This window comes from Micromonospora sp. WMMA1949, from assembly GCF_027460145.1.
Classification (GTDB): domain Bacteria; phylum Actinomycetota; class Actinomycetes; order Mycobacteriales; family Micromonosporaceae; genus Micromonospora.
On sequence record NZ_JAPZBG010000001.1, the window covers coordinates 3,385,837 to 3,410,896 of the forward strand.

General features: G+C 73.5%; 22 protein-coding genes. 12 read left to right on the top strand and 10 right to left on the bottom strand.

Translation table 11 applies throughout. The features are described from left to right. Window positions 1–5: 5 nt before the first annotated feature. From O7607_RS16110 to O7607_RS16125, 4 genes are all read right to left on the bottom strand, one after another. The gene (locus O7607_RS16110; RefSeq protein ID WP_269704023.1) at window positions 6–2,663 is read right to left on the bottom strand and encodes a hypothetical protein; all 2,658 of its coding nucleotides are present in this window, start codon (window positions 2,661–2,663) and stop codon (window positions 6–8) included. A gap of 74 nt (window positions 2,664–2,737) precedes the next feature. Beyond that, window positions 2,738–3,046 (bottom strand): cupin, encoded by a 309-nt coding sequence (locus O7607_RS16115; protein ID WP_269704024.1) that lies wholly within the window; start codon window positions 3,044–3,046, stop codon window positions 2,738–2,740. Then, window positions 3,043–3,993: an LLM class F420-dependent oxidoreductase gene (locus O7607_RS16120; protein WP_269704025.1), complete on the bottom strand. Its 951-nt coding sequence runs from the start codon at window positions 3,991–3,993 to the stop codon at window positions 3,043–3,045. The genes O7607_RS16115 and O7607_RS16120 overlap by 4 nt, the downstream gene beginning before the upstream one ends. Window position 3,994: 1 nt before the next feature. Further along, complete coding sequence (locus O7607_RS16125) at window positions 3,995–4,777, bottom strand: ABC transporter ATP-binding protein (protein ID WP_269704026.1); 783 nt, start codon at window positions 4,775–4,777, stop codon at window positions 3,995–3,997. A gap of 288 nt (window positions 4,778–5,065) precedes the next feature. On the opposite strand from O7607_RS16125, the gene O7607_RS16130 reads away from it, so the two are divergent. Then, window positions 5,066–6,094: an ABC transporter substrate-binding protein gene (locus tag O7607_RS16130; RefSeq protein WP_269704027.1), complete on the top strand. Its 1,029-nt coding sequence runs from the start codon at window positions 5,066–5,068 to the stop codon at window positions 6,092–6,094. 103 nt (window positions 6,095–6,197) lie between these two features. Continuing rightward, window positions 6,198–7,028, top strand: coding sequence for an ABC transporter permease (locus tag O7607_RS16135; protein WP_433494294.1), 831 nt, complete (start codon window positions 6,198–6,200; stop codon window positions 7,026–7,028). Between the two features lie 161 nt (window positions 7,029–7,189). On the opposite strand, the gene O7607_RS16140 is transcribed toward O7607_RS16135, so the two are convergent. Then, window positions 7,190–8,371, bottom strand: coding sequence for an ABC transporter substrate-binding protein (locus tag O7607_RS16140; protein WP_269704028.1), 1,182 nt, complete (start codon window positions 8,369–8,371; stop codon window positions 7,190–7,192). 447 nt (window positions 8,372–8,818) lie between these two features. Here O7607_RS16140 and O7607_RS16145 point away from each other — a divergent pair, with 447 nt between their 5' ends. The 4 genes from O7607_RS16145 to O7607_RS16160 all read left to right on the top strand — a co-directional run bounded on the left by O7607_RS16145 (window position 8,819) and on the right by O7607_RS16160 (window position 13,295). Continuing rightward, window positions 8,819–11,869: a sensor histidine kinase gene (locus O7607_RS16145; protein WP_269704029.1), complete on the top strand. Its 3,051-nt coding sequence runs from the start codon at window positions 8,819–8,821 to the stop codon at window positions 11,867–11,869. Then, window positions 11,866–12,273 (top strand): roadblock/LC7 domain-containing protein, encoded by a 408-nt coding sequence (locus tag O7607_RS16150; protein ID WP_013288588.1) that lies wholly within the window; start codon window positions 11,866–11,868, stop codon window positions 12,271–12,273. Before O7607_RS16145 ends, O7607_RS16150 begins: the two co-directional genes overlap by 4 nt. A gap of 61 nt (window positions 12,274–12,334) precedes the next feature. Then, window positions 12,335–12,697 carry a DUF742 domain-containing protein gene (locus O7607_RS16155; RefSeq protein WP_030501578.1) on the top strand — a complete coding sequence of 121 codons (363 nt, stop codon included), beginning with the start codon at window positions 12,335–12,337 and terminating at the stop codon, window positions 12,695–12,697. Beyond that, complete coding sequence (locus tag O7607_RS16160) at window positions 12,678–13,295, top strand: GTP-binding protein (protein WP_269704030.1); 618 nt, start codon at window positions 12,678–12,680, stop codon at window positions 13,293–13,295. The genes O7607_RS16155 and O7607_RS16160 overlap by 20 nt, the downstream gene beginning before the upstream one ends. A gap of 11 nt (window positions 13,296–13,306) precedes the next feature. Here O7607_RS16160 and O7607_RS16165 read toward each other — a convergent pair whose 3' ends face one another. The 5 genes from O7607_RS16165 to O7607_RS16185 all read right to left on the bottom strand — a co-directional run bounded on the left by O7607_RS16165 (window position 13,307) and on the right by O7607_RS16185 (window position 20,924). After that, window positions 13,307–14,395: a uroporphyrinogen-III synthase gene (locus O7607_RS16165; protein ID WP_269704031.1), complete on the bottom strand. Its 1,089-nt coding sequence runs from the start codon at window positions 14,393–14,395 to the stop codon at window positions 13,307–13,309. Further along, complete coding sequence (gene nirD, locus O7607_RS16170; protein ID WP_269704032.1) at window positions 14,395–14,742, bottom strand: nitrite reductase small subunit NirD; 348 nt, start codon at window positions 14,740–14,742, stop codon at window positions 14,395–14,397. The genes O7607_RS16165 and nirD overlap by 1 nt, the downstream gene beginning before the upstream one ends. Then, window positions 14,739–17,267, bottom strand: coding sequence for a nitrite reductase large subunit NirB (gene nirB / locus O7607_RS16175; RefSeq protein WP_269704033.1), 2,529 nt, complete (start codon window positions 17,265–17,267; stop codon window positions 14,739–14,741). Before nirB ends, nirD begins: the two co-directional genes overlap by 4 nt. A gap of 76 nt (window positions 17,268–17,343) precedes the next feature. Beyond that, the gene (locus O7607_RS16180; protein WP_269704034.1) at window positions 17,344–18,816 is read right to left on the bottom strand and encodes an FAD-dependent oxidoreductase; all 1,473 of its coding nucleotides are present in this window, start codon (window positions 18,814–18,816) and stop codon (window positions 17,344–17,346) included. Continuing rightward, window positions 18,813–20,924 (bottom strand): molybdopterin oxidoreductase family protein, encoded by a 2,112-nt coding sequence (locus tag O7607_RS16185; RefSeq protein ID WP_269704035.1) that lies wholly within the window; start codon window positions 20,922–20,924, stop codon window positions 18,813–18,815. The genes O7607_RS16180 and O7607_RS16185 overlap by 4 nt, the downstream gene beginning before the upstream one ends. Before the next feature lie 146 nt (window positions 20,925–21,070). Between O7607_RS16185 and O7607_RS16190 the strand changes: the two genes are divergently transcribed. The 6 genes from O7607_RS16190 (at window position 21,071) to rpsI (ending at window position 25,007) form a co-directional block, all read left to right on the top strand. Further along, window positions 21,071–21,766, top strand: coding sequence for a class I SAM-dependent methyltransferase (locus O7607_RS16190; protein ID WP_269704036.1), 696 nt, complete (start codon window positions 21,071–21,073; stop codon window positions 21,764–21,766). Window positions 21,767–21,838: 72 nt separating this feature from the next. Then, entirely contained in the window at window positions 21,839–22,096 is a 258-nt protein-coding gene (locus O7607_RS16195) for a DUF6364 family protein (protein WP_181726592.1), read from the top strand. Beyond that, window positions 22,086–22,379: a type II toxin-antitoxin system PemK/MazF family toxin gene (locus O7607_RS16200; protein ID WP_187693959.1), complete on the top strand. Its 294-nt coding sequence runs from the start codon at window positions 22,086–22,088 to the stop codon at window positions 22,377–22,379. Before O7607_RS16195 ends, O7607_RS16200 begins: the two co-directional genes overlap by 11 nt. 122 nt (window positions 22,380–22,501) lie before the next feature. Next, window positions 22,502–23,869: an MFS transporter gene (locus O7607_RS16205; protein WP_269704037.1), complete on the top strand. Its 1,368-nt coding sequence runs from the start codon at window positions 22,502–22,504 to the stop codon at window positions 23,867–23,869. 209 nt (window positions 23,870–24,078) lie between these two features. Then, complete coding sequence (gene rplM / locus O7607_RS16210; RefSeq protein ID WP_013288574.1) at window positions 24,079–24,522, top strand: 50S ribosomal protein L13; 444 nt, start codon at window positions 24,079–24,081, stop codon at window positions 24,520–24,522. A 20-nt stretch (window positions 24,523–24,542) separates the two neighbouring features. Then, a complete protein-coding gene (gene rpsI / locus O7607_RS16215) occupies window positions 24,543–25,007 on the top strand; it encodes a 30S ribosomal protein S9 (RefSeq protein WP_018784602.1) in 465 nt (154 codons plus the stop codon). The last annotated feature ends 53 nt before the right edge of the window (window positions 25,008–25,060 follow it).

Genomic DNA, 25,060 nt, shown 5'->3' on the forward strand with positions numbered 1-25,060 from the left:
GTCCGTCAGTCCCGGTGGTGCCGCCCGGTACGCAGCGAGCGGGCGTCGTCGGCGTTGTCGTCCGAGGCGAGACCGGCGACCCAGTCCACGTACTCGTCGTCGGCAGCGGTGGTCGGCTCGGCCGTACGCTCGGCCGGCTCCGAGTCGCTCTTGGCCCCCCGGTTGCGGCGGAACAGACCGCGCAGAGGCTTCGACTTCCCGGCGGGCGCGTCGGCGTCGTCCGGCTCGGCGTGCCGGCCGCGCCGGGAGTCCGGCTCGCTCGTCGTCTCCGGCGCCGTGGCGTCCGGCAGCGCGGTGACGGCCTCGGCCGGTACGGCGGTCACCGCCTCGGGACGGGCGACCGGCCCTGCCTCCGGCCGGGCGACCGGTCCGGCGGGACGGGCGTTCGTGGCGAGCGCGTCCCAACCGGCGCTCGCGCCCGGCTCGGGGAGGCCCCGGTGGCGGGGACGCGGCGCCGGCTCGGCCGGGACACTCGTCTCCGCGCCGTCCCGGGCCGGTGCGTCCGGTCCGGCGGTGGCGCGGTGCGGGCGGCCCGCCGGGGTGATCGGCCAGGCCGGGCGTACCTCGCCGGGCGCCGCGTCCTCGAACATCGGGAACCGGGGCCGGGTCGACGGGGCCGGCGCCGGGTCGTCGAAGAAGAAATTGCGTCCGGTACGCGCAGCCGGGTCGACGTCCCCGGCCGGGGAGCCGGTGCGGGAAGCCGGGCTGCCGAGGGAACCGTCCGGCGTGCCGGGGTCCGTGCGGTCCGGTGCCGAGGCGGCGCTCGTGTCGTCCCGGGCCGGGCTGGCGGCCTGCGGTATCGGGGCGGTGTCCGTGGCCGGGCGGGCCCGACGGATGGCCGCCGTCGGCGTGGCGTCGGTTTCGCCGCTCGGTGTCGTGTCGGCCGGGCCCGCGGTGCGCGGGGCCTTCGGAGCGCGGGTACGCCGAGGGCGGGTGGCGCGGCCCGTCGCGCTGGTGTCCCCGGCGCCTTCGACCCGAGGCGTGGCGGGGGCGTCGCTGTCCGCGTCGGCCGTGAGCGGCCCGGCGAGGGTGCCGCTGTCCGTACGCGGGCCGGGAACGTGGCTGTCGGCGGTGCCGCCGGTGGCCGGTGAGGTGTCCGCGCCGGCGCTCGGGGAGGTGTCGTCCCCTGGGCGGGGTGTGGTGCCGTCGGCGGGTGGCGTCGATTCGTCGGCCGTCCCGCTGGACCGGCCGGCGCGGGTACGGCGCGGCCGGGTCACCCGGGGCGCAGTCGCCGTCGTTTCCGGTTCCGGGGTGGCGTCGTCCGTGCCGGCTGCCGAACCGGTGCCGGAGACGGCCGCGCTGTCCGCCGGGATGCCCGTCGCCTGCCCGGACGTTCCAGGGGCGGAACCGGCAACGGCCCGGTCGGAGATGCCTGCGCGGTCCGTGGTGACCGCCTCGCCGGTGCTGCCCGCGTGGGCCGTGCCGCTTTCCGGACCCGGGGCCGGGTCGGGGCGGCCCGCGGCGAGGACGTCGATGGCCGAGGTCCGGCGGCCCGGGGGCAGCAGACCCGGCATGGGCTGGCCGTGGCTCGTGTCGGCGACGGCCGGGCGGTCGTCCCCCGGCCGTTTCGCAACGGTCGGCTGATCGCCGGCGGGCAGATCCGCGAGGGCCGGCCGGGCGGCGGCGGGAAGGTCGGTACCGGCCGGAGCCGCCGCCGAACCGCCGGGCTCCGGCCAGTTCCAGTGCGCCGGTGCGGCGGCACCGCTCGTCACCGGAGGCTCGGGCGGGGCGGCCGGGACGCCCGGAGCGGACGAGTGCGGCAGCGGGGCGAGGATGTCGGTCGCCTCGACGGCGTCGGGGTCACCGGTTGCGGTGACCGGGCGGGGCAGCATCGTGGTGGCGGTCGAGCCGAGCGCACCGGCGATCACGGCGATCAGCGCGCCGTAGTAGGGCGCGACCTGGTAGCGGTCGGTCGCCGAGCCGGGACCGGCGGTCAGATAGGCGAACGCGACGAGCACCGGGCCGGCCGCCCCGGCCGCGCCGCCGACCAGAGGCGGCCACTCGGCCCGGCGGGCGAGCACCCCGACCGCGCCGCCGGCCAACAGGGCGAGGACCGGCAGCAGCAGCATGGACAGGCGCTGCGCCGCCTCCGGATCCAGCCAGGAGGGTTCGAGGACGCCGAGCCGCACCGTGGCCAGCGGGCGGCTGGAGACGATCGTGGGCGCGACGGAGAGCAGCGCCAGCAGCCAGACGATCCCGGCGGTGATCGCCACTCCCCAGCCGAACGGCGGCTTGAGCAGGACGGCGATCGCGGCGCCCGCGCCGACCACAGCGCCGAGGGCGGCGCAGATGCCGACGGCCCAGACCGGGTCGACGGACCCGCCCAGCTCGGCCGCGCGGGCCGGTTGCATGCACAGCGGGGCGACCACCATCGCGCCCAGCGCACTGACGCCGGCGATGGAGAGCAGTTCGGTGGTGCCGCCGGGACTGTCGTCGCGGCGGGCGAAGCGCTCGGTGAGGACGGCTCCGGCGACCGTGGCGACCGCGGCGAACCAGCCCACCCAGACGAGCTGGGCGGGCCACCGGTTGACCGAGACGTCCACGAACGCGCCGTCGAGGCGTACGACTCCGAAGCCGTACGCGATGCCCAACTGGCCGGCCCCGGCCAGCACGCTCACCCCGAGCGCCGTGAGCAGCAGCCTGCCCCACGTCCGAAAGGCCATGTCGGGCACGTTACGGCCCGGTGCCCCCGATCGCCACCTTGCCGCCGCGCGGCGCGGCGAACCTGCCGGTGTGGCTACTTCAGCTCGACCAGGCGAGCGAGGTAGGTGGTGTCGCCGACGTTCGTCAGCATGTGCACCGCGCCCGGGTCGCGGTAGACCACGCCGCCGGTCGGCTCGTCGGCGTCGATGGTGGTGCCGTCGATCGTCTGCACCACGTTCTTCGCGCCCTGGATCGCCACCACCAGGTACGGGTGGTCGTGGCGGTGCAGCGGCTGCCGCTCACCCGGCTCCAGCCGGATGTGCCAGACGCGTACCCGGTCGTTCTCGTACACGATCTCCTGGCCCACCGGGCCGAGTTCGAGGTCGGCGGAGATGTCGGTCATCGCGGTCCGTCCAGTCGGGGGAGCACCTCGGCGGCGATGAGCTCCACGTGGTCGAGGTCGTCGAAGTCGATCAGGCGCAGGTGGACCCGGGTGGCCCCGATCGCGGCGAACTCGCCGATCCGGTCGACCAGCTGGGCGGGGGAGCCGACCACCGGGTCCTCCGGCGGCAGGGCGCTCGTGACGTGCAGCGGCGCGGCCCGGCGCTGCGCCTCGGCGTCGGTGCGCCCGATCGCCACCACGATGCCGGCGGAGAGCGTCAGCGGGGCCCGGCCGGAGGCGTCCCGGCCGGTGCGGTCGCACGCCTCCCGGACCCGCTCGTACGCGGCGGCGGTCTCGGCCACGCTCTTGAACGGCATGTTGAACTCGTCGGCGTAGCGGGCGGCCAGCTCGGGGGTGCGCTTCGGTCCCCGGCCTCCGACGATCACCGGCGGGCCGGGCTGCTGCACCGGCTTGGGCAACGCGGGGGCGTCGACCAGCCGGTAGTGCTCACCGGTGAAGTTGTACGTCTCGTCCACCGGCGTGCGCCACAGCCCGGTGACGATCTCCAGCTGCTCGGCGAGCCGGTCGAAGCGCTCGGCGACCGGAGGGAACGGGATGCCGTACGCGGTGTGCTCGCGCTCGTACCAGCCGGCGCCGATGCCCAGCTCGACCCGCCCGCCGCTCATCCGGTCGACCTGGGCGACCATGACGGCGAGCGGCCCGGGGAGCCGGAACGTGGCGGACGTGACGAGCGTGCCCAGCCGGATCCGGGAGGTCTCCCGGGCCAGCGCGGCGAGCGTCAGCCAGGCGTCGGTGGGGCCGGGCAGCGCCGGCTCGTCCCCCATGGCCCGGTAGTGGTCGGCCCGGAGGAAGCCCTCGAAGCCGGTCTCCTCGACCAGCCGGGCGAACCGGAGCTGGTCGTCGTAGTCCGCGCCGCGGTGGGGTTCGGTGAACACCGAGACCCGCATGTCACCGTCCTCCCACGGGTACGCCCGGGGCGTCCCGCTCCATCAGCAGTTCGTGCAGCTCGGCGCTGATCCGCGCGACGTCTTCCAGGTGTTCGTGCCGGCCCAGCGTGCGGGGCCGGGGGACGTTCACCTCGACGATCTCGCGGATGCGCCCCGGGCGCGGGCTGAGCACGACGACCCGGTCGGCGAGCAGGACCGCCTCGTCGATCGAGTGGGTGACGAAGACGATCGTCGCCTTCGTCTCCATGTGCACACGCTGGAGTTCGCCGGAGAGTTCCTCGCGGGTGAGCGCGTCGAGCGCGGAGAACGGCTCGTCCATGAGCATCACCCGGGGCGAGCCGATCAGCGACCGGCACAGCGACACGCGTTGCTGCATGCCGCCGGAGAGTTCGTGCGGGAGGCGCTTCTCGAAGCCGCCCAGTCCGGCCATCTCCAGCAGCTGGCGGGCCCGGTCGCGGTGCTCGGCGCGGCGCCAGCCGAAGATCTCCACCGGCAGCAGCACGTTGTCCAGCACCGAGCGCCAGGGCAGCAGCGCCGGCCGCTGGAACAGCATCGCCACGTCGCGGCGGGGCTTGGTGATCGGCGTACCGTCCACGGTGATCTCACCGCCGGTGACCGGGAGCAGACCGGCGATCATGCGCAGCAGCGTCGACTTGCCGCAGCCGGAGCGGCCGAGAACGGCGACGAACTCGCCTTCGGCGACGTCGAGGTCGATGCCGCGCAGCGCCTCCACCCGCCCCGAGCGGCCGTCGAAGGTGCGGGACACCCCGGACAGTCGGATCATCTCCCGCCGCCTCCCTTCCACGTCGTCTCGAACGCGAGCCGGGCTAGCGTAGCCGGGGGGTGTGCTTATAGCACCGTCCGGGGTGGACGTCAGTCCGCTTTCCGTCACGCAACTTCGTTTCCGTTCCGCAACCGGGACGGCGGCGGCACGTCATCGGCCTTCTCGTACGCTGTTGCGCGCGAAGAGTCCCCTCACGACGGTCCAGTCGGCCGAACCCACCTGCCGACCCCGTCGGACCCACGACCCGACCGGCGAAGAAGTCCTGGTCGGAAAGGACATGGTGCACTGATGAGAAGGCTGACCCGTACGGTCGCCGCCGCGGCTATGGCCACCGCCCTCGCCCTGGTGGGCGGCTGCAGCAGCGACTCGGACAAGTCCGAGAGCGGCGGCGGCAACGGCGCGGCGCTGGAGAAGGTGACGTACCTCACTTCTTTCGCCAACTTCGGGCGTGACTCGTACGCCTGGGTGGCGAAGGACAAGGGCTTCTTCAAGGAGGCCGGTTTCGAGGTCGACATCAAGCCCGGTCAGGGCACCGGCTCCGTCATCCAGACCATCACCGGCGGCCAGGCCGACTTCGGCCCGATCGACCTGACCGGTGGCATCCTGCAGCTCGGCAACGGCCAGGCGAAGGACTTCGTGGCGGTGGCCGCGATCCAGCAGCGCACCATGGCCGCGATCGTCACGGTCGAGGGCAAGAACATCGCCACCCCGAAGGACCTCGAGGGCAAGAAGCTCGCCGACACCCCGACGTCCGTCGTGCGCAACCTCTTCCCGACGTACGCGCGACTCGCCGGCATCGACGGCAGCAAGGTCACCTGGGTCAACGGTGAGGCGCAGGGCCTGATCGGCATGCTCGGCTCGGGCACTGTGGACGGCATCGGCCAGTTCGTCGTCGGCCAGCCGACGGTGGAGACGGTGACCAAGAAGAAGCCGGTCGTCCTGCCGTACAGCAACGTGATGCAGGACCTCTACGGCAACGCGCTGATCACCTCCACCAAGATCGCCAAGGAGAAGCCGGAGATGGTGAAGAAGTTCACCGCCGCGCTGCTCAAGGGCCTGGAGTATTCCCTGGCGAACCCGGACGAGGCGGCGGAGATCCTGAAGAAGAACGTGCCGGCCACCGTCCCGGCCGCGGCCTCCGCCGAGCTGCAGCTGATGGCCGCGTACGTCCGGTCCAGCAACTCCGGCACCGCGATCGGCACGCTGGACAGTGGCCGGGTGGCCAAGAGCATCGCGCTGCTGCAGGGCGCCGGTGCGCTCAAGCAGAACCTCACCCCGGACCAGATCATCGACTTCAACCTCGCGCCGAAGGCCTGACCGGTCCGCTCGGGCCAACGGGGGTGCGACCCGCCGGACACCCCGGTGGGGCGCACCCCCTTCGCGTGCCGGTCGCCGCGACCGGCGCAGAGAGGAGGACACGTTGACACAGTCGACCGAGGCCCGGCCGGAGGCGCCGCCGCGTCCGGCGGTCCGGCGCGGGATCGCCGTACGCCCCGCGGCGGTCGGGCTGCCGGCGTTCGGCCTGGTGATCGCGGTGGCGGCCTGGTGGCTGGTCACCTCGGGCCTGAGCCTGGTGCACCCGGCCGCGCTGCCGCCGCCGCAGGCGGTGGGGAAGGCTCTCGCCGGCACCACCGAGGTGCTGCTGCCCGCGTTGGGCATCACCACCTGGATGACGGTGCTCGGCTTCCTGCTCTCGTCGGTCGCCGGGGTGCTGATCGGGATGGCACTGGCCGCCTCCCGCCGGGTCGAGCGGATGTTCGCGCCGCTGCTGGTGGCGGTGAACGCGGTCCCGAAGATCGCGTTCGGGCCGCTGCTGGTGGTAGCTGTGGGCTGGGGGCAGAAACCCATCCTGACCATGGTGTTCCTGCTCTGCTTCTTCCCGATCGTGCTCTCCACCGCGACGGGACTGACCACCACCCCGGCGGACCTGGCGGAGCTGGGCCGGTCGCTGAACGCCTCGTGGTGGCAGTCGTTCCGCAAGGTGCGCTTCCCGGCCGCGTTGCCGCAGATCTTCGTCGGGCTCAAGGTGGCCATGCCGCTCGCCGCGATCGGCGCGGTGATCGGGGAGTTCTACTCGGACCGGCCGGGCCTGGGTTACCAGATCCTGCAGTACAACGGCGTCGGCGACATCGCGACCGCCTGGGCGGCGATCGTGCTGGTGGCCCTGATGAGCATCCTGCTCTACGCCGCGCTGAGCCTGGTCGAGCGCCTGGCGCTGCCCTGGGTGAAGGCCACCACCTCAGCCCGCTGACACCCCGGGACGAAAGCCCCGACGTCGACCGAGAACCCAGAAGGACACCTCAACCCACTGATGGCGGCCGACCACGACAGTGTGGGCCCCGGCGCAACCGGCGGAGGGATCAAGCCTGACCGCCCGGAGCCGGTTGTGCCGGGGCCCACACCCCACGTTGACTAGCCGGCAAGCCGCCAACGACCACCACGAGCCACGAGCGTCGTCAACGCCTGCGGCATCAGCCCGGAGTGGTTGTCCGGCGTCATCCGGATCGGCCCGGACAGCCCGTCGAGCTGGGAGGTCTCCAGCACGTCGCGCAGCGCGTCCCGGTCGACCTTGCCGGGCTCGCCGCCGGCCCGTAGCTCGGCGTCGGCGATCAGCTGGACCGCGTCCGCGGCGAACGAGGAGAAGCCGTTGTAGCCGCCGAACCGGGCGGTGTAGTCCTGGAACCACTGCCGCCGCGCGGCCTTGGCCGGGGTGGTGGCGATCACGTCGTCGATCACCATGGTCTGGGTGAAGATCAGCGTGGCCTCGTCGGTGGAGCGGGCCGAGGGGCCCAGGAAGAGGTCGCCGGCGGCCGTGGCGTCGAAGAACAGCGACCCGCGGAACTTGCTCTGCCGGGCCGTGGTGGCGGCCAGCATCGCCTGCTCCGGCGTGGTCCACAGGACCAGTGCCTGCGGCTTGCGGGCGACCAGCTGGTTGATCTGCGTGCCGACCTCGGTGTCGGTGACCCGCACCGACTCGTTGGCGACCAGCTTCACGGAGGTCTTGCTCAGCTCGCGGCGCAGGGCGGCGAGCCCTTCCTGGCCGTAACCCTCGGCGCTGTGCAGCAGCGCCACCTTGCGGATCTCGCGCCGCTCCAGTTCCGCGGCGAGTGCGGCGGCGCTGTCGGTGGCGTTCGGGGCGAGCTTGAAGACATATCGGCGCTCGGCCACCGGCTCGGTGACGGCACTCGACGACGCCAGTGCGATCGTCGGAATGCGCTTCTCACCGATCGTGCGGGCCGCGCCGACGGCGCATTCGTTGCAGCCGCCCATGATGACGGCGCTCACCCGCGAGTCACCGCTGAAATCATTGATGTTCCGCAAGGATTCCGCAGCGTCCGAGCGGTTGTCCTTGACCCGCAGATCGATCTTCCGGCCGCCCAGTGCGCCGGACGCGTTCAACTGCTCGACCTTCAGTTGCAGAGCCCGTTGGTACACCTTGCCGACCGGCGCCGACGCGCCGGAGAGTTCCAGGTCGGCGGCGATCACGATGGGGCTTGTGTCCTGCGGGTCCCCGCCGATCCCGCAGCCGGTGAGCGTGGTGGCCAGCACGGCCGATGCGAGCGCCGCGATGCTCGCGGAGCGGATGGGGCTCAACTCAGTCCTCCAGGTGCGGCGCGGGCCGACGCCCGATCACCGCCGCTTGTCCGTCCTCAGTGGAGGAACGGGATTGGTGTGCCGTACGGTGTGCGCGAAGCCTGCAAAACCTTGCCAATGCCGGGGCCTGTGGTCAAGCGGGGATGTCGAGTGCTGTTTCGGGACAGCCATCCCACATGCTGGGGACACGGAACATTAACTGACAATTACTGCACAGAAGCGCGTGACCACTCTGGAGTGACATCCCCTGATCAGGGGGTTGGAGAAAAGAAGGTATTAGGTGATCGGATCACGGGTTGCGGTGACCACGACCGTTTCCTGCCTCACTGCGGCTTCCCAAACAGGATCTCGTCTGATGAAATCGCGGCCGTGCCGCGCGTGGCGCTGGCCGCTGCACCAGGCACGGGTCAGCGGGTCGCGCGTGGAAGAAACGACGGAGGCGATGTCGTGAGCACCGGACCTACGACCCTGCCCGGGAGCCCCAACGCCGAACAGCGGAACCGCCGCCGGCGCCTGCCCAGGCTGCGCGACGCGCGGATCCGCTCCAAGCTTGCCCTCATCCTGGTCGTTCCGGTGGCAGCTGTCATCGCGCTGGCAACTATCCGACTCATCTCGGTCGGTGAGGGCGCGTACGAGGCGGACCGGGTCCGGTCGCTGAGCGCGGTGTCCGTCGACATCTCGGCGCTCACCCAGGACCTGCACAAGGAGCGGATGGCGGCGGCGGTCTTCCTGGCCGACCCGAACCAGAAGCCGGACGCGTACAACCTGCGGGTGCGGCAGACCGACGAGCGCATCGCGGCGTACCAGGACGAGCGGGGCAAGCTCGGCGACCTGCCGGACGCGATCAACAACCAGCTCAAGGTGATCGACGCCCACCTGTCCACGCTGAACGGCACCCGCCAGGAGGTGCTGGACCGGTTGCAGATGCCGGTGGCCGAGGCGAGCCTGCGCTACGGCATCGTGCTGGACGACCTGGTCGCGTACAGCGACGCGCTGGCCCAGCAGCCGGGCGCGGAGAGCCTGGCCGACGCCCGTCGCGCGGTGGCCGCGTTCGCCCACGCCAAGGCCGAGGTGGCCGAGGAGCAGGCGGTGGCCTTCACCGCCCTCGACGGCAACCGGATCGACGAGGAACAGTTCTCGTCCTTCGTGGCCACGCTCACCGGCCAGCAGGAGGCGCTGCTGACCTTCTCCCGGACCGCGACGCCGAGCCAGCGCGCCCTGGTGGAGCGCACCGTCTCCGGCGACGCCGTGCAGCTAGCCGACCGGGTCGCCAACGACATCTCCCGGTCCGTCGGGCGTCCCGGGCCGGTCACCCGCGACGAGGCGTCCGCCGCCATCGGCGCGGTCGACGACCTGATGCGGTGGGCCGAGATCCAGCTCCTGGACGAGATGCTCGCGGACGCCGACGAGGCCCGCGCCGACGTGATCCGGCAGGCGATCGTGGAGAGCCTGCTCGTGCTGCTCACGCTCGCCGTCGCGGTGACGCTCGCGGTGGTGCTGGCCCGCTCGCTCAACGACTCGCTGCGCCGGCTGCGCGAGGGCGCGCTCGCGGTGGCCAACCACGACCTGCCGGACGCGGTGAGCCGGCTGCAGAACGTCAACGCCATCGGCGACGGCGGCGTGGACGAGATCGTCCAGCAGGTCCGGGACCCGATCAAGCTGAGCAACCGCGACGAGGTCGGTCAGGTCGCGGTGGCCTTCAACGTGGTCCACCGCGAGGCGGTCCGGGTCGCGGCCGAGCAGGCCGCGCTGCGGACGAGCGTCTCGGCGATGTTCCTCAACCTGGCGCGCCGTTCGCAGAGCCTGGTCGACCGGATGATCGGCGAGCTGGACGCGATCGAGCGCTCCGAGGAGGACCCGAAGCGGCTGGCGCAGCTGTTCGAGCTGGACCACCTGGCCACCCGGATGCGCCGCAACGACGAGAACCTGCTGGTGCTGGCCGGCGCCGACTCGGCCGTACCGCGTCGTGACGACGCGCTCCTGGTCGACGTGCTCCGCGCCGCGCAGTCCGAGGTCGAGCTCTACAACCGGATCGAGTTCGGCACCGTCGACACCGACATCTCGGTCGCCGCGCACGCCGTCAACGACGTCGTCCGGCTGGTCGCCGAGCTGCTCGACAACGCCACCCGGTTCTCGCCGCCGAACACCACTGTGGTGGCCGACGGCCGCCGGATCCGCGACTACGTGCTGATCCAGGTCGAGGACCGGGGCCTCGGCCTCACCGACGACCAGCTCGACTCGCTCAACCGGCGTCTGGCCGCCCCGCCGACCGTCGACGTGGCCGCGTTCCGGCTGATGGGTCTGGCCGTGGTGAGCCGGCTCGCCTCCCGCTACGGCATCCGCGTCGAGCTGCGCCGCAACGTCGAGGGTGGCACCGTCGCCCAGGTCACGCTGCCGAACTCGACTGTGGTGCTGCCGGCCAACCGGGGCCAGGCCCCGCTGACCCGGCCGCGTCAGCCGCTCGCCGTCGAGCAGTCGCCGCTCAGCCAGGTCGGCGCCGCCGACGCGCTGGCCGGAGCGGGCCGGGGCGCCGCCACCGCGACGCTCGCCGACGGGTGGCGGGGGGCGACCACCGCCCCGCCGTCGCGGTGGCAGACGCCCGCCGAGACGCGCGACACCACGCCCGCCGTACAACTGGGTGGGGCGACCGGCGCGCTGCCCACCGTGGCGGCGCCCGCCCCGGTGGCCGCGGCGCCCGCGACCGCGCCCGCGCCGGTCTCCGGAGCGGGCTGGTCCGCCGGGGGACCGACGGTGGCGTACCCCGCACTCGACCCCCTGCCCAAGCGGACGCCGGGCGTCGATGCCGCGCAACCCGCGACCCAGGCCGCACCTCCGGCCTACCAGCCGCTCGCCGCGGCGCCGGCGGTGGACAGCACCCCGGCGACGCCCGTGGTGGCCCGGCCCGAGCAGCGGGCCGAGGCGCCGATATTCCGGGAGATGGAGGCGGTCTGGTTCCGTTCGCACGGAGAGGACGAGACCACCATCTTCACCCGGCCCACGTTCGACGAGCCGCCCGCACCGGCCCAGCCCGCCGTGGCGCCCCCCGCGGCGTCGGCACGTCCGAAGCTGCCCACCCGTACCCCCGGCGCCCAGGCGTCGGGACTGACCACCACGCCGCCGGCGTACAGCCCGCCGGAGGTGCCGTCCACGCCGCCGGCGGCCGCGACGCCGCCCCCGGCGCCACCCGCCGCCGCGCCCGCGCCCGCTCCGTCGATCGACCCGGAGGCCTGGCGTACGGCGGCCGACGAGGGCTGGTCGCGGGCCAGCCGTGCCGCGGAGCCCACCACCGGCGGCACCACCCGCTCCGGCCTGCCCAAGCGGGTGCCGCAGGCCCAGCTCGTGCCCGGCGGGATAGAGCCGAAGAGCGGCCGGGACCGCAGCCGGCGCACGCCGGACGAGGTACGCGGCCTGCTCTCCGCCTACCACCGTGGCGTCCAGCGGGGCCGTACGGCCGGCGCCGACCTGAACAGCACCTCGACCAAGGAGACGAACCGATGAACAGGCCGGCGGCCATGCAGGACATGGGGTGGCTTCTCACCAACTTCGCCGACAGCGTTGCGGGTATCGCGCACGTGGTGGCGGTGTCCGCGGACGGACTGCTGCTCGCCTCCTCCCGGGACCTGCCCGGGGACCGGGCCGACCAGCTCGCCGCGATCACCTCGGGTGTGGTGAGCCTGACCGAGGGCGCGGCGCGGATGTTCAGCGCCGGCGGGGTGTTGCAGACCGTGATCGAGATGGACAGTGGCTACCTGTTCCTGATGTCCATCAGCGACGGCTCGTCGATGGCCGTGCTCGCGGCGCGCAGCTGCGACGTCGGCCAGGTGGGTTACGAGATGGCGCTGCTGGTGGAGCGGGTCGGCCAGGCGCTGGTCCCGCTGCCGAGAGACGCCGTCCGCTCCTGAACGGACCGGGGAGCTGAGGACCGGAGCCGGTGCGGCTCCGAACGAGGGGAGGTGATCGCGAATGGAACCGCGACGTGATCCACGTGGCGCGCTGGTACGGCCGTACGCGGTCACCCGGGGCCGCACCGAGCCGTTGCAGAACATCGCGCTCGAGGCGGTGCTGTCGAGCACGCCGACGCAGTCGGCCGAGGCGCGCTTCGCCGGGCACGACAAGTACCGCATCTCCTCGGTCTGTGAAGGCCGGGCGCAGTCGCTGGCGGAAATCGCCGCTTACACCCGGATGCCGCTGGGCGTCACCCGGGTGCTGGTCGCCGACATGGTGGCCGAGGGCCTGCTGACGCTACACACTGCCGCTCCCGCAACGGGTTTCGCGGCGCGAATGAACCTGCTTGGAAGGGTGCTAAGTGGACTTCGCGAACTATGACCCCGACGGGGTGAACCGCGGCCGGGAGATCATCTCCGCGAAGATCGTGATCGCGGGCGGCTTCGGCGTGGGCAAGACCACCCTGGTCGGGGCGATCTCCGAGATCCAGCCGCTGACCACCGAGGCGCTGATGACCGCGGCCGGCGTGGGCATCGACGACGCGTCGAAGGTACCGGGTAAGGAGACCACCACGGTCGCCATGGACTTCGGCCGTATCACCATGGCCGAGGACCTGATCCTCTATCTGTTCGGCACGCCCGGCCAGACCCGGTTCTGGTTCATGTGGGACGAGATCATCCGGGGTGCGGTGGGCGCGGCGGTGCTGGTGGACACCCGCCGGATCACCGACGCGTTCGCGCCGCTGGACTACTTCGAGAACCGCAAGCTGCCGTACGTCGTGGCGTTGAACCGCTTCGAAGACGCGCCGCACTACGAGCTGGAGGAGGTCCGGGAGGCGCTCGCCATCTCCCCGGACGTGCCGATGGTCCTGTGCGACGCCCGGCGGCGGGACTCGGTCAAGCAGGTGCTGGTCACGGTGGTCGAGCACGCGATGCTCCGCCTCCAGGCCGAGCACGGCTACGCGGCCTCGGTGGGCTGACCGCCTGCGGGTCAGTCGACCCGCAGGCGGTACCCCCGCTTGACCACCGTCTGCACCACGCGGGGTGCCTTCAGCCCGGCCCGCAGGCGGGCGACAGCCATCTCCACCGCGTGCTCGTCGGCGCCGCGCGGCAGCGTCCGCAGCAGCGCGGTGCGGGACAGCACCTTCCCCGGTGACGCCGCGAGCGCCCGCAGCACCGCCATCGGCGCCGGCGCCAGCTGGCGCAGTTCCCCGTCCACCACCGCGGCGTGCCCGCGCAGCGTCAGCACGTGCCCGGCCGCCTTCACCGAGATCGTGCGCCGGGGCAGTTCCTCGACGATGGTGCGCACCAGCGCGCCCAGGCGGGCCCGGCTCGGCGCGCTCACCGGCACCCCGCGCCGGACCAGCGGCTCGGCGGTGACGGTGCCGACGCACCCGGCCAGCACGTCGCCGCGCAGCGCCTCCAGCACCGTCTCGGTACGGTCCCCGGCCGCCCGCAGCAGCGCCTCGGCCGCCGGGGCCGACGTGAACGTGACCGCGTCGACGAGTCGCCCGGCCACTAGGTCGATGAGCCGGTGCAGCGGCGCCGGGTCGGCCGGCGGCGCCCACCGGTAGACCGGCACCTCGATCACCGTGGCGCCGGCGGCCACCAGCGCGTCGGCGCACTCGGGCTGCCGCTCGCCGTGCAGCTGCATCGCCACCACCTGGCCGGCCACCCCGCGCCGGACCAGGTGCTCGACCACCTCGTCGCAGCTCTCCGAATCCGGCGACCAGTGCTCGCGCAGCCCGGCGGCGCGGATCGCCCCGGTCGCCTTCGGGCCCCGGGACACCACGTACGCCCCGGCGAGCGTGGCGCGCAGCGGCTCGGCCAGCCCCCAGCCCTCGGCCGCCTCCAGCCAGCCCCGCATGCCGATGCCGGTGTTCGCCATCAGCACGTCCGGCGGGTGTTCCAGGCAGGCCCGGGTGGCCTCACGCAGGTCGGTGTCGTCGGCCAGCGGGACGATCCGCAGCGCCGGAGCGAGCACCACCCGCGCCCCACGCCGCTGGAGCAACGCGGCCAGTTCGTCGCGCCGCCGGTCGGCGGTGACCCCGATGGTGAAGCCGGCCAGCTCGTCCCGCATCATTCCTCCTGCCGTAACCGCACCTCGACCAGGCCGTCCCGGCAGCGCACCGGATGCCGGCGCAGCGTCACGCCGGGCAGGTCCAGGCACCGCCCGGTGGTGAGGTCGTAGACCTGCTTGTGCAGCGGTGAGGCGAGCGTGGGCACCCCGCCCCGGCTGCCCACCAGGCCGCGGGACATGACGTACGCGCCGCCGACCGGGTCGAGGTTGTCCACCGCGTACAGGCCGTTCGCGGTGCGGAAGACCGCTACCTGGACGCCGCCGACGAGCGCGGCCACGCCCCGGTCGGGGTCGAGCCGGTCCAGCGGGCAGACCGGTGTCCAGTCCAGCGTGACGACGGGGCTCATCGGCGCACCTCCGGCAGTCCCAGCACGACGGGCTGGCGGCGGTGTCCGCCGTCCGGGGGCGCGCCCCGGGCCGGCACCGGCTGGCCCCGCTCCTGGGTGAACGTGATGGACGGGTCGGGCACGTCGGGCGCGTTGACGAAGGAGGTGAAGCGGCGCAGTCGGTCCGGGTCCTCCAGCACGTCGCGCCACTCGTCGGAGTAGCTCGTGACGTGCCGGGCCATCGCCGCGTCGAGGTCGGCGCAGAGCCCGAGCGAGTCGTCCACGAGCACCGACCGGAGGTGGTCCAGGCCGCCGTCCATGGCCTCGATCCAGGCGGCGGTGCGCTGCAACCGGTCGGCGGTGCGGATGTAGTACATGAGGAACCTGTCGATCAGCGTGACCAGTTCCGCCGTGCTCAGGTCGGTGGCGAACAGGTCGGCGTGCCGGGGCCGGAAACCGCCGTTGCCGCCGACGTACAGGTTCCAGCCGCTCTCGGTGGCGATGATCCCGAAGTCCTTGCTCCGGGCCTCGGCGCACTCGCGGGCGCAGCCGGAGACCGCCGACTTGAGCTTGTGCGGCGCGCGCAGGCCCCGGTAGCGCAGCTCCAGCGCGACGGCGAGCCCGACCGAGTCCTGCACGCCGTAGCGGCACCAGGTGTCACCCACGCAGGACTTCACGGTGCGCAGCGCCTTGCCGTAGGCGTGACCCGACTCGAAGCCCGCGTCGACGAGCCGCCGCCAGATCTGCGGCAACTGGTCGACCCGCGCGCCGAACAGGTCGATCCGCTGCCCACCGGTGATCTTCGTGTAGAGCCGGAAGTCGCGTGCCACCTCGCCGATCGCGATCAGCTTCTCCGGGGTGATCTCGCCGCCGGGAATCCGGGGCACCACCGAGTAGCTGCCGTCGCGTTGCAGGTTGGCCAGGAAATGGTCGTTCGTGTCCTGGAGCGACGCCTGCTCGCCGTCGAGCACGTGCCCGGTGCCGAGCGAGGCCAGGATGGAGGCCACCACCGGCTTGCAGATGTCGCACCCGCCGCCGCGCCCGTGCTCGGCGACGAGCCGGGAGAACGTGCGGATGCCCCGCACCCGGATCAGGTCGAACAGCTCCTGCCGGCTGTGGTCGAAGTGCTCGCACAGCGCGGTGGACTGACGCACCCCGGCGGCGTCCAGCAACTGCTTCAGCATCGGCACGCACGAACCGCAGCTCGTACCGGCCCGGGTGCACGCCTTCAACGCCGGCACGTCGGTCGCCCCACCGGCGATCGCCGCGTCCAGGTCGGCCCGGGTCACCGCGTTGCACGAGCAGACCTGCGCGCCGGCGGGCAACGCGCCCGCACCGGCACCCGCGCCGCCGGCCGGCGCCAGCAACGCCAGCGGGGGACCGGGCAGCGGCCCGCCGACACTGGCCCGCAACGTCGGGTACGCGCTCGCGTCCCCGACCAGCACGCCACCGAGCAGCGTCCGCGCGTCGTCGGAGAGGACCAGCTTCGCGTACGAGCGGGTGGCCGGATCGGTGTACGTCACGTCGAGGCAGCCGGGGGTGACGCCGTGCGCGTCACCGAACGACGCCACGTCCACGCCGAGCAGCTTGAGTTTCGTGGCGGTGTCCGCGCCGGGGAACGTCGCAGCGCCGCCGAGCAGCCGGTCCGCCACCACCTCGGCGGTGGCGTACCCGGGCGCGACCAGACCGTGGCAGACCCCGTCCACCGCCGCGCACTCGCCGACCGCCCAGATCCGCTCGTCGGCCGTCCGGCAGGACGCGTCCACCAGCACGCCGCCGCGCGGGCCCAGCGGCAGCCCGGCCGCGCGGGCCAGCTTGTCACGCGGCCGGATCCCGGCCGCCACCACCACCAGCTCCGCGTCGAGGCTGCGTCCGTCGGCCAGGTCGAGCGCGGCCACCGAGCCGTCCGGCCCGGGACGCAGCGCCGCGGTGGCCACCCCGAGGTACGGCGTGACGCCCAGCTCCTCGACGTACCGCCGGAGCATCGCCCCGCCCGCCTCGTCCACCTGGACCGGCATCAGCCGGGGCGCGAACTCGACCACGCTCGTGGTGAGCCCGAGCAGCCGCAACGCGTTCGCCGCCTCCAGCCCGAGCAGCCCGCCGCCGATCACCGCGCCGCTGCGGCGGCCCCGGGCGTGCTCCCGGATCGCGGCCAGGTCGTCCAGCGTCCGGTAGACGAAGACGCCTGGTAGATCGGTGCCGTCGACCGGCGGCACGAACGCGTACGAGCCGGTGGCGAGCACCAGCGCGTCGTACGGGTACTCACCGGCCGCCGTGGTCACCACCCGCCGGGCCCGGTCGACGCCGGTGGCCGGCTCGCCCAGCCGCAGGGCCACCCCGGGGTCGGGGGTGTGCACGGTCAGCTCGTCGGCGTCCACCCCGTCGAAGACGGCCGAGAGGCGCACCCGGTCGTACGCCGGACGCCGCTCCTCGGCCAGCACCGTGACCCGCCACCGCCCGTCGGTGTCCCGGGCTCGCAGCGCCTCGACGAAGCGCTGCCCCACCATGCCGTTCCCGACGACGACAAGCCTGCTTCGCTCGCTCATGACGCCACTCCGCTTCGCTGCGTGGCGCCATGAGGCACCTTCGCGCTGAGCCTGCTGATTCGCTCGCTTCGCTCGCTCATGACGCCACCTCCACCGTCTCGCGTACCTCGTCGGTTGTGGACGGATCCGCCTCGGCGAGCCACCCGGCGATGCCGGCCACCGCGTCCCGGCAGCTGCCGCAGCCGGTGGCGGCCCGGGTCGCCGCGGACAGCGCCGCCGCCGACCGGGCGCCCGCCCGCCAGCACGCCACCAGCTCGCCCTTGCTCACGTCGTTGCACCGGCACACCGTCGCGGCGTCCGGCATCAGCGCCGGTGACGCGGCCGGTCCGGCCGGTGCCTCGCCGAACGCCCGGCCGAGCAGCAGCGAACGCCGGTCCGCCGGCACCGGCGCACCCCTGTCGAACAGCTGCACCACGGTGCCGACCGCCGGGTTGTCGCCCAGCAGGATCGCGCCGGTCAGCCGCTCGTCCCGGATGCGCAGCCGGGCGTAGGTGCCCCGGGCCGGATCGGCGAAGGTCAGCTCCTCGACCGGGCCGCCCGGGTCGCCGGTGCCGTCCACGTCGCCCATCGCGGCCAGGTCGATGCCGGCCGCCTTGAGCCGGGTCACCGCCGGGCGGGGCCGGTAGCGGGCCAGCGGATCCGCTCCGGTCAGCACGTCGGCCACCACCCGGGCCTGTGCCCAGGCTGGCGCGACGAGCCCGGTCAGCGTCCCGTCGTGCTGGGCGCAGTCGCCGATCGCCGAGATCCGCCTGTCGCTCGTCCGCATCCGGTCGTCCACCACCACGCCCCGCTCGACGGCGAGCCCGGCCGTTGCGGCGAGCGCGGTGTCGGGGCGTACCCCGCAGCAGAGCACCAGCAGGTCGGCGTCGAGCGGTTCGGCGTCGCCCAGGTGCAGGCGGACGCCGGTGGCGTCCGCGCTCACGGCGGTGGCCGCCACCCCGAGCCGGGACCGGACGCCCAGGCCGGCGAGCGTGCCCGCGAGGACCGCGCCAGCCGGCGGGTCGAGCTGGCGTTCCATCAGGTGCCCGACCGGGTGGACCACTGTCACGTCCAGGCCCCTGGTGGCCAGCCCGCGGGCGGCCTCCAGGCCCAGCAGCCCGCCGCCGAGCACGATCACGCGGCGCGCGCCCTCGGCGGCGGCGAGGATCCGCCGGCAGTCGCCGAGCGTGCGGAACGGGACGACCCGCTCGGGCAGCGACGCGAGGCCGGGCAGCGGCGGCACCACGGCCCGGCTGCCGGTGGCGAGCACCAGGTGGTCGTACCCGTGCCGGTCGCCGTCGGCGGTGACCACCTCCCGGGCGGCGCGGTCCACGGCGGTGACCGCCGCGGCGGTGCGGACCTGGACGCCCGGTCCGACGGTTTCGACAAGCTCCACGTCCGGCTCGCCGATGCGTCCGGCGAGCAGCGTGGAGAGCATGATCCGGTTGTACGCGCGGTGCGGTTCCGCCCCGAGCACGGTGATCCGCCGGTCCCCGCCGCGCGCGTGCAGCTCGGCGGCGAGCCGGGCGCCGGCCATCCCGTAGCCGACGACGACGATGCGGTCGTTCATGCCGGCTCCACCCGGACCGCGCAGATCTTGAACTCGGGCATCCCGGAGACCGGGTCGAGCGCGTCGTTGGTGACCGAGTTGGCGCGTTGCGCGCCGGGCCAGTGGAACGGCGCGAAGACGGTGTCCGGCCGGATCGCCGTACTGAGCCGGGCCGGCGCGCGCAGCTCACCCCGGCGGGAGACCACCCGTACCGGTGCCCCCTCGGCCACGCCGATCCGGCCCGCCAGGTCCGGGTGCAGCTCGACGAAGCCGCCCGGCGCGGCGCGGCGCAGCGCGGCCACCCGCCGGGTCTGCGCGCCGGACTGGTACTGGGCGAGCACCCGGCCGGTGGTGAAGTGCAGCGGGTAGTCGGCGCACACCGGCTCGGCGGCCGGGCGGTGGGTCACGGCGTGGAACCGGGCCCGGCCGTCCGGGGTGGGGAAGCGGTCGGCGAACAGCCGGGGCGTGTCCGGGCCGTCCCGGTCCGGGCAGGGCCAGAACACACCGGTGTCGGCGTCGATCCGGTCCCAGGTGATCCCGGCGTAGTCGGCCGGCCCGCCGGCCGAGGCCCGGCCCAGCTCCGCGAATACCTCGCGCGGGTCGGTCGGCAGCGGCGTCCCGCCCTCGGTCAGCCGTCCGGCGAGCGCGGCGAGGATCTCCAGTTCGGTACGGACGCCGGCGGGTGGCTCACGCAGCGCGCGACGGCGCAACACCCGGCCCTCCAGATTGGTCATCGTGCCGTCCTCCTCGGCCCACTGGGCGACGGGCAGTACCACGTCGGCCAGCTCGGCCGTCTCGGAGCGGACGAAGTCCGCCACCACGAGCAGGTCCAGGGCGCGCAGCCGGGACTCGACCCGGGCGGCGCGGGGTGCGGACACGACCGGGTTGGAGCCGAACACCAGCAGCGCCCGCGCGCCGGACGGCGTGCCGAGCGCGTCGAGGAGCTGGTACGCCGGCACCCCCGCCCCGGGCAGCGTGTCCGGGTCGACGCCCCACACCCCGGCGACGTGCGCGCGGGCCGCCGGGTCGTCGATGCGCCGGTAGCCGGGCAGCTGGTCGGCCTTCTGCCCGTGTTCCCGGCCGCCCTGCCCGTTGCCCTGCCCGGTCAGGCAGCCGTAGCCGGAGCCGGGTCGGCCGGGCAGGCCCAGGGCGAGCGCCAGGTTGATGAGGGCGGTGACCGTGTCGACGCCCTTGGCGTGCTGCTCGGCCCCCCGGGCGGTGAGGATGATCGCGCGGTCCACAGTGGCCAGGGCGCGGGCGGTCGCGTACAGGTCGGCCACCGGCACGCCGGAGAGCCGTTCCACCTCCGCCGGCCAGTAGCCGGCCACCGTCCGCCGGACCTCGTCGAAGCCGGTGGTCCGCTCCGCGACGTACGCCCGGTCCAGCCAGCCCTCGGTGAGCGCGATGTGCAGCAGCGCGTTCGCCACCGCGAGGTCGGTGCCGGGCAGCGGTTGCAGGTGCAGGTCCGCCTGGCGGGCGGTGGCGGTGGCGCGCGGGTCGACCACGATCAGCCGGCCGCCGCGTTCCCGCAGGTCGGTTACGTGCCGCATCAGCGGCGGCATGGTCTCGGCCGGGTTCGCGCCGACCAGCAGCAGCGTGTTCGCGCGGCCGAGGTCGGCGAGCGGGAACGGCAGCCCACGGTCGATGCCGAACGCCCGGTTTCCGGCCGCCGCCGCCGAGGACATGCACCAGCGCCCGTTGTAGTCGATGTGCCGGGTCCGCAGCGTCACCCGGGCGAAGCGGCCCAGCGCGTACGCCTTCTCGTTGGTGAGGCCGCCGCCGCCGAAGACCGCCACCGCGTCCGGGCCGTGCCGGTGCTGCACGTCCCGGACCCCGGCCGCGACCCGGTCGAGCGCCTCGTCCCAGGTGGCCGGGCGCAGGTCGGCACCGGGCCGGTCGCGCAGCAGCGGAGTGGTGAGCCGGTCCGGGTGGTCGAGCAGGTCGGCGGCGGTCCAGCCCTTCTGGCAGAGCCCGCCGCGGTTGGTGGGGAAGTCGCGCGCGCCGACCACGACACCGTCGCCGGTGGCGCGCAGCACCATCCCGCACTGCAAGGCGCAGTACGGGCAGTGCGTGGCGGCCTCGACGGAGCGTGGCTCCGTTCGCGTCGCCGTGCGTGCACCGTCTGTCATGTCGGAAAAGCGTGCCGTCGGGCGGTTTCCGGTCCGGGTCTGCTCTGTTTCGGTCCTGTCACGAGCGCTTCACACCGCACGCGCGTGACGAGACGTTCCGCAGGGCTTAGAATGTGGGACAGAAATCTCATATAACGGGAGGCAGAATGAGCGTGACGGACGCGTTCGACGCGGTGGCCGGCACCTACGACCAGGCCCGACGCCGCCTGGTGCCCTGCTTCGACGCCTTCTACGGCACCGCTGTCGAGGTGGCCGCACCGCCGCTGCGCGCCGCGCTCGCCGCCGGGCGTACCCCCGAGGTGCTGGATCTGGGCGCCGGCACCGGCCTGCTGTCGCTCCTGCTGACCGCGGCCGTCCCGGGCGTGCGCCTGACACTGGTGGACGGCGCCCCCGGCATGCTCGCGGTGGCCGCCGGACACCTGCGGGAGCGTGGCGTGCCGCACCGCACCGTCCACGCCGACCTCGCCGACCCGCTGCCGGCCGGCCGGTACGACGCGGTGGTGTCCGCGCTGGCCATCCACCACCTCGACGACGAGGGCAAACGGGCGCTGTACCGGCGGGCCGCCGACGCGCTGGCGCCCGGCGGGGTGTTCGTCAACGCCGAGCAGGTCGCCGGGCCGACCCCGGCGCTGGACCGCCGCTACGACGAGGTGTGGACCGCGCGGATCACCGAGCTGGGTTCCGGCGCCGAGGAGATCGCCGGCGCCCGGGAGCGGATGCGGCACGACCGGCCCGCCACGGTGGCCGACCAGTGCCGGTGGCTGACCGAGGCGGGCCTGGTGGACGTGGACTGCTTCTTCAAGGAATGGCGGTTCGCGGTCTTCGGCGGGCGGCGTCCCTGAGCCGCTGTCCGTTTCCCCGATCGGTGGCGACGAGGATGACTACCGGTCATACCGCTGGGTAGTCTTCCCGACATGACCGCCAAGGTGACGCTGTCGTTCTCCGACGAGACCATCGAGGAGGCGCGCCGGTTCGCCAAGCGGGAAGGGCTCTCCCTCTCCGCCTGGATGGACCAGGCCGCCCGGGAGAAGGCGCTGCGCGAGGTCTTCACCGCGCACGCCGACGCGGTCGGCCGGGCCGGCCTCGACCTGGAATCCGCCGCCCTGGCCGACGCCCAGGAGGCCGCGCTCGTCGACGACGCCCTGTTCGGCGGGCGTCCGCGTGCTGCGTAGGGGCGAGGTCTGGCGCATCTCCGGCGCCCGGGAACGGTTCGGCCTGGTGATCAGCTCCGACGTCTACAACGCCACCGCGGTACCCATCGTGATCGTGGCCGAGGTGGTCGAGGAGTCGCTGCTACGCGACTCGCCGCTCGCCGTGCCGATGGGCCCGTACGTGGTGATGCCCGACCGGATCTCCTCACCGATGAAGAAGTGGTTCGCCGAGTGCGTGGACGTGGCGGACACCGAGACCATGCAGCGGGTCGGCCGGGCACTGCGGATCCTCCAGGAGCTGTGACCGCCTCACCGACGCCGTCCGGCGGACGTGCGATCTCCGTTGCCGTGCCGACGCGTGCGGGGCACGCCCGGGAAACCACGGGCTGACAGCGTCGCCTCGTCATCGACGAGGAGGAGTGGCCCGTGAGCACGCTCGTTTCCGCACCCACGACGCCGCCTGCCGGCACGGCCGGACGGCTCACCGAATGGCGGCCGGAGGATCCGGCGTTCTGGGCCGCCGGCGGCGCCCGGATCGCCCGGCGCAACCTGTACGTCTCGATCTTCGCCGAGCACGTCGGCTTCTCCGTGTGGAGCCTCTGGTCGGTGACGGTGCTGTTCCTGGGCCCCGAGTACGGCATCGACCCGGCCGGGAAGTTCCTGCTCACCGCCGTGCCGGCGGCGCTGGGCGCGGTGCTGCGGCTGCCGTACACGCTGGCGGTGGCCCGGTTCGGCGGCCGGAACTGGACCATCGTGAGCGCGTTGCTGCTGCTGGTGCCGGCGGTGCCGATGGCGGTGCTGATCGAGCCCGGGGTGTCGTACGCCACGCTGATGGTGCTGGCCTGCCTGTCCGGCGTCGGCGGCGGCAACTTCGCCTCGTCGATGGCGAACATCAACCTGTTCTTCCCGGAGCGGCTCAAGGGCCGGGCGCTGGGGCTCAACGCCGGCGGCGGCAACCTGGGCGTACCGGCCGTGCAACTGGTGGGGCTGGCGGTGCTCGCGACCGCCGGTGCCGCGTACCCCCGGTTGGTGCCGGCGGTCTACCTGCCGCTGATCGTGCTGGCCGCGCTGGCCGCGGCGCGGTGGCTGGACAACGTGCCGGGGGCGCGCAACGAGCCCGGCGCGCTGCGCGCGGCGGCCCGCGACCCGCACACCTGGGTGATGTCGCTGCTCTACGTGGGCACGTTCGGCTCGTTCATCGGCTTCGGCTTCGCCTTCGGTCAGGTGCTCCAGCTCCAGTTCCACGACCGGTTCCCGACGCCCGTCGACGCGGCCTGGCTGACCTTTCTCGGCCCGCTGATCGGCTCGTTGATCCGGCCCGTCGGCGGTCAGCTCGCCGACCGGCTGGGCGGGGCCCGGGTGACGTTCTGGAACTTCGTGGCGATGGCCGCCGGGGCCGGGCTGGTGCTGTACGCGGCCCGGGAGCGGTCCTTCCCGCTCTACCTGGCCGGGTTCCTGGCGCTGTTCGTCTTCTCCGGGATCGGCAACGGCTCGACGTACAAGATGATCCCGGCGATCTTCCGGGCCCGGGCCGTCGCGGAGAGTGAGCTGACCGGCGACCCGGAGGCGGCGCAGCGGCGGGCCCGGCGCCTGTCCGGCGCGGTGATCGGCATCGCCGGGGCGGTCGGCGCCTCGGGCGGGGTGCTGGTGAACGTGGCGTTCCGGCAGTCGTTCCTGGCCTCTGGCACGGCCGACGCGGCCTACCTGGCCTTCATCGGCTGGTACGCGCTCTGTTTCCTGGTGACCTGGGTGGTCTACCTGCGTCCCGGGCCGCGTACGCTGGTCGGCGTGTGACCTGTGCCATGACGAACGCGCAGGCCACGCGCGGCGTGACCCCGTTTTGACCTGCCGCAGGGCGGCCGGGTATCGTTGCCTGCTGTTGTACGACATTCTTAGGCGTGCCGCATCAGGTACGCTTGGTCGTTCGTGCGCGCTGGTCCGGCTGGGAACTCCTGGTCACCTCGGCGCGCGACCCCAGACCGACGACGAGACAAGGTAGACCTGTGCGTACGTACAGCCCGAAGCCGGGTGAGATCGAGCGTCAGTGGCACGTCATCGACGCCTCTGATGTCGTGCTGGGCCGCCTGGCGACCCACGCCGCCACGCTCCTGCGTGGCAAGCACAAGCCGACTTTCGCGCCGCACGTCGACACGGGCGACTTCGTCGTCATCGTGAACGCGGGCAAGGTCGCGCTGACCGGCAACAAGCGCCAGACCAAGGTCGCTTACCGCCACTCCGGTTACCCGGGTGGTCTGAAGCGGGTCGGCTACGACGAGCTGCTGACCAAGCGGCCCGAGCGGGCCATCGAGCTGGCCGTGAAGGGCATGCTCCCGCACAACAAGCTGGGCCGTCAGCTTCTCAAGAAGCTGAAGGTCTACGCCGGTGCCGAGCACCCGCACACCGCGCAGCAGCCGGTGCCGTTCGAGATCAAGCAGATCGCGCAGTGAGCGCGGGCGAAGGAAGCAGCATGACCGACATCACCGCCACCGAGGTCGCCCCCGAGGCCACCGAGGCGCCGGCGCCCGTCGCGCGCGCGCCCCGTGGTGACCGCCCGATCCAGACCGTGGGTCGGCGCAAGGAAGCCATCGTCCGGGTTCGGATCGTTCCGGGCACCGGCAAGATCACCTGCAACGGCCGCGACCTCGAGGCCTACTTCCCGAGCAAGGTGCACCAGCAGCTCATCAAGGACCCGCTGGTCACCGCCGAGAAGCCCGAGGCGTTCGACGTGATCGCCAACCTGCGTGGCGGCGGCACCACCGGCCAGGCCGGCGCGCTGCGGCTCGCCATCGCCCGGGCGCTGATCGTCAGCGAGCCCGACGACCGCCCGGCCCTGAAGAAGGCCGGCTTCCTGACCCGTGACGCCCGGGTCAAGGAGAGCAAGAAGTACGGCCTCAAGAAGGCCCGCAAGGCTCCCCAGTACTCGAAGCGCTGATCACCACAAGCGTCTTGTACTTCTGACGGACGGCCGGTTCGCCTCCCCTTCCG

Excerpts from the sequence above, each read along its gene's own strand:
- O7607_RS16110 (WP_269704023.1), bottom strand. The coding sequence starts at position 2,663 with ATGGCCTTTCGGACGTGGGGCAGGCTGCTGCTCACGGCGCTCGGGGTG.
- O7607_RS16115 (WP_269704024.1), bottom strand. The coding sequence starts at position 3,046 with ATGACCGACATCTCCGCCGACCTCGAACTCGGCCCGGTGGGCCAGGAG.
- O7607_RS16120 (WP_269704025.1), bottom strand. The coding sequence starts at position 3,993 with ATGCGGGTCTCGGTGTTCACCGAACCCCACCGCGGCGCGGACTACGAC.
- O7607_RS16125 (WP_269704026.1), bottom strand. The coding sequence starts at position 4,777 with ATGATCCGACTGTCCGGGGTGTCCCGCACCTTCGACGGCCGCTCGGGG.
- O7607_RS16130 (WP_269704027.1), top strand. The coding sequence starts at position 5,066 with ATGAGAAGGCTGACCCGTACGGTCGCCGCCGCGGCTATGGCCACCGCC.
- O7607_RS16150 (WP_013288588.1), top strand. The coding sequence starts at position 11,866 with ATGAACAGGCCGGCGGCCATGCAGGACATGGGGTGGCTTCTCACCAAC.
- O7607_RS16155 (WP_030501578.1), top strand. The coding sequence starts at position 12,335 with ATGGAACCGCGACGTGATCCACGTGGCGCGCTGGTACGGCCGTACGCG.
- O7607_RS16165 (WP_269704031.1), bottom strand. The coding sequence starts at position 14,395 with ATGCGGGACGAGCTGGCCGGCTTCACCATCGGGGTCACCGCCGACCGG.
- nirD (WP_269704032.1), bottom strand. The coding sequence starts at position 14,742 with ATGAGCCCCGTCGTCACGCTGGACTGGACACCGGTCTGCCCGCTGGAC.
- nirB (WP_269704033.1), bottom strand. The coding sequence starts at position 17,267 with ATGAGCGAGCGAAGCAGGCTTGTCGTCGTCGGGAACGGCATGGTGGGG.
- O7607_RS16180 (WP_269704034.1), bottom strand. The coding sequence starts at position 18,816 with ATGAACGACCGCATCGTCGTCGTCGGCTACGGGATGGCCGGCGCCCGG.
- O7607_RS16185 (WP_269704035.1), bottom strand. The coding sequence starts at position 20,924 with ATGACAGACGGTGCACGCACGGCGACGCGAACGGAGCCACGCTCCGTC.
- O7607_RS16190 (WP_269704036.1), top strand. The coding sequence starts at position 21,071 with ATGAGCGTGACGGACGCGTTCGACGCGGTGGCCGGCACCTACGACCAG.
- O7607_RS16195 (WP_181726592.1), top strand. The coding sequence starts at position 21,839 with ATGACCGCCAAGGTGACGCTGTCGTTCTCCGACGAGACCATCGAGGAG.
- rpsI (WP_018784602.1), top strand. The coding sequence starts at position 24,543 with ATGACCGACATCACCGCCACCGAGGTCGCCCCCGAGGCCACCGAGGCG.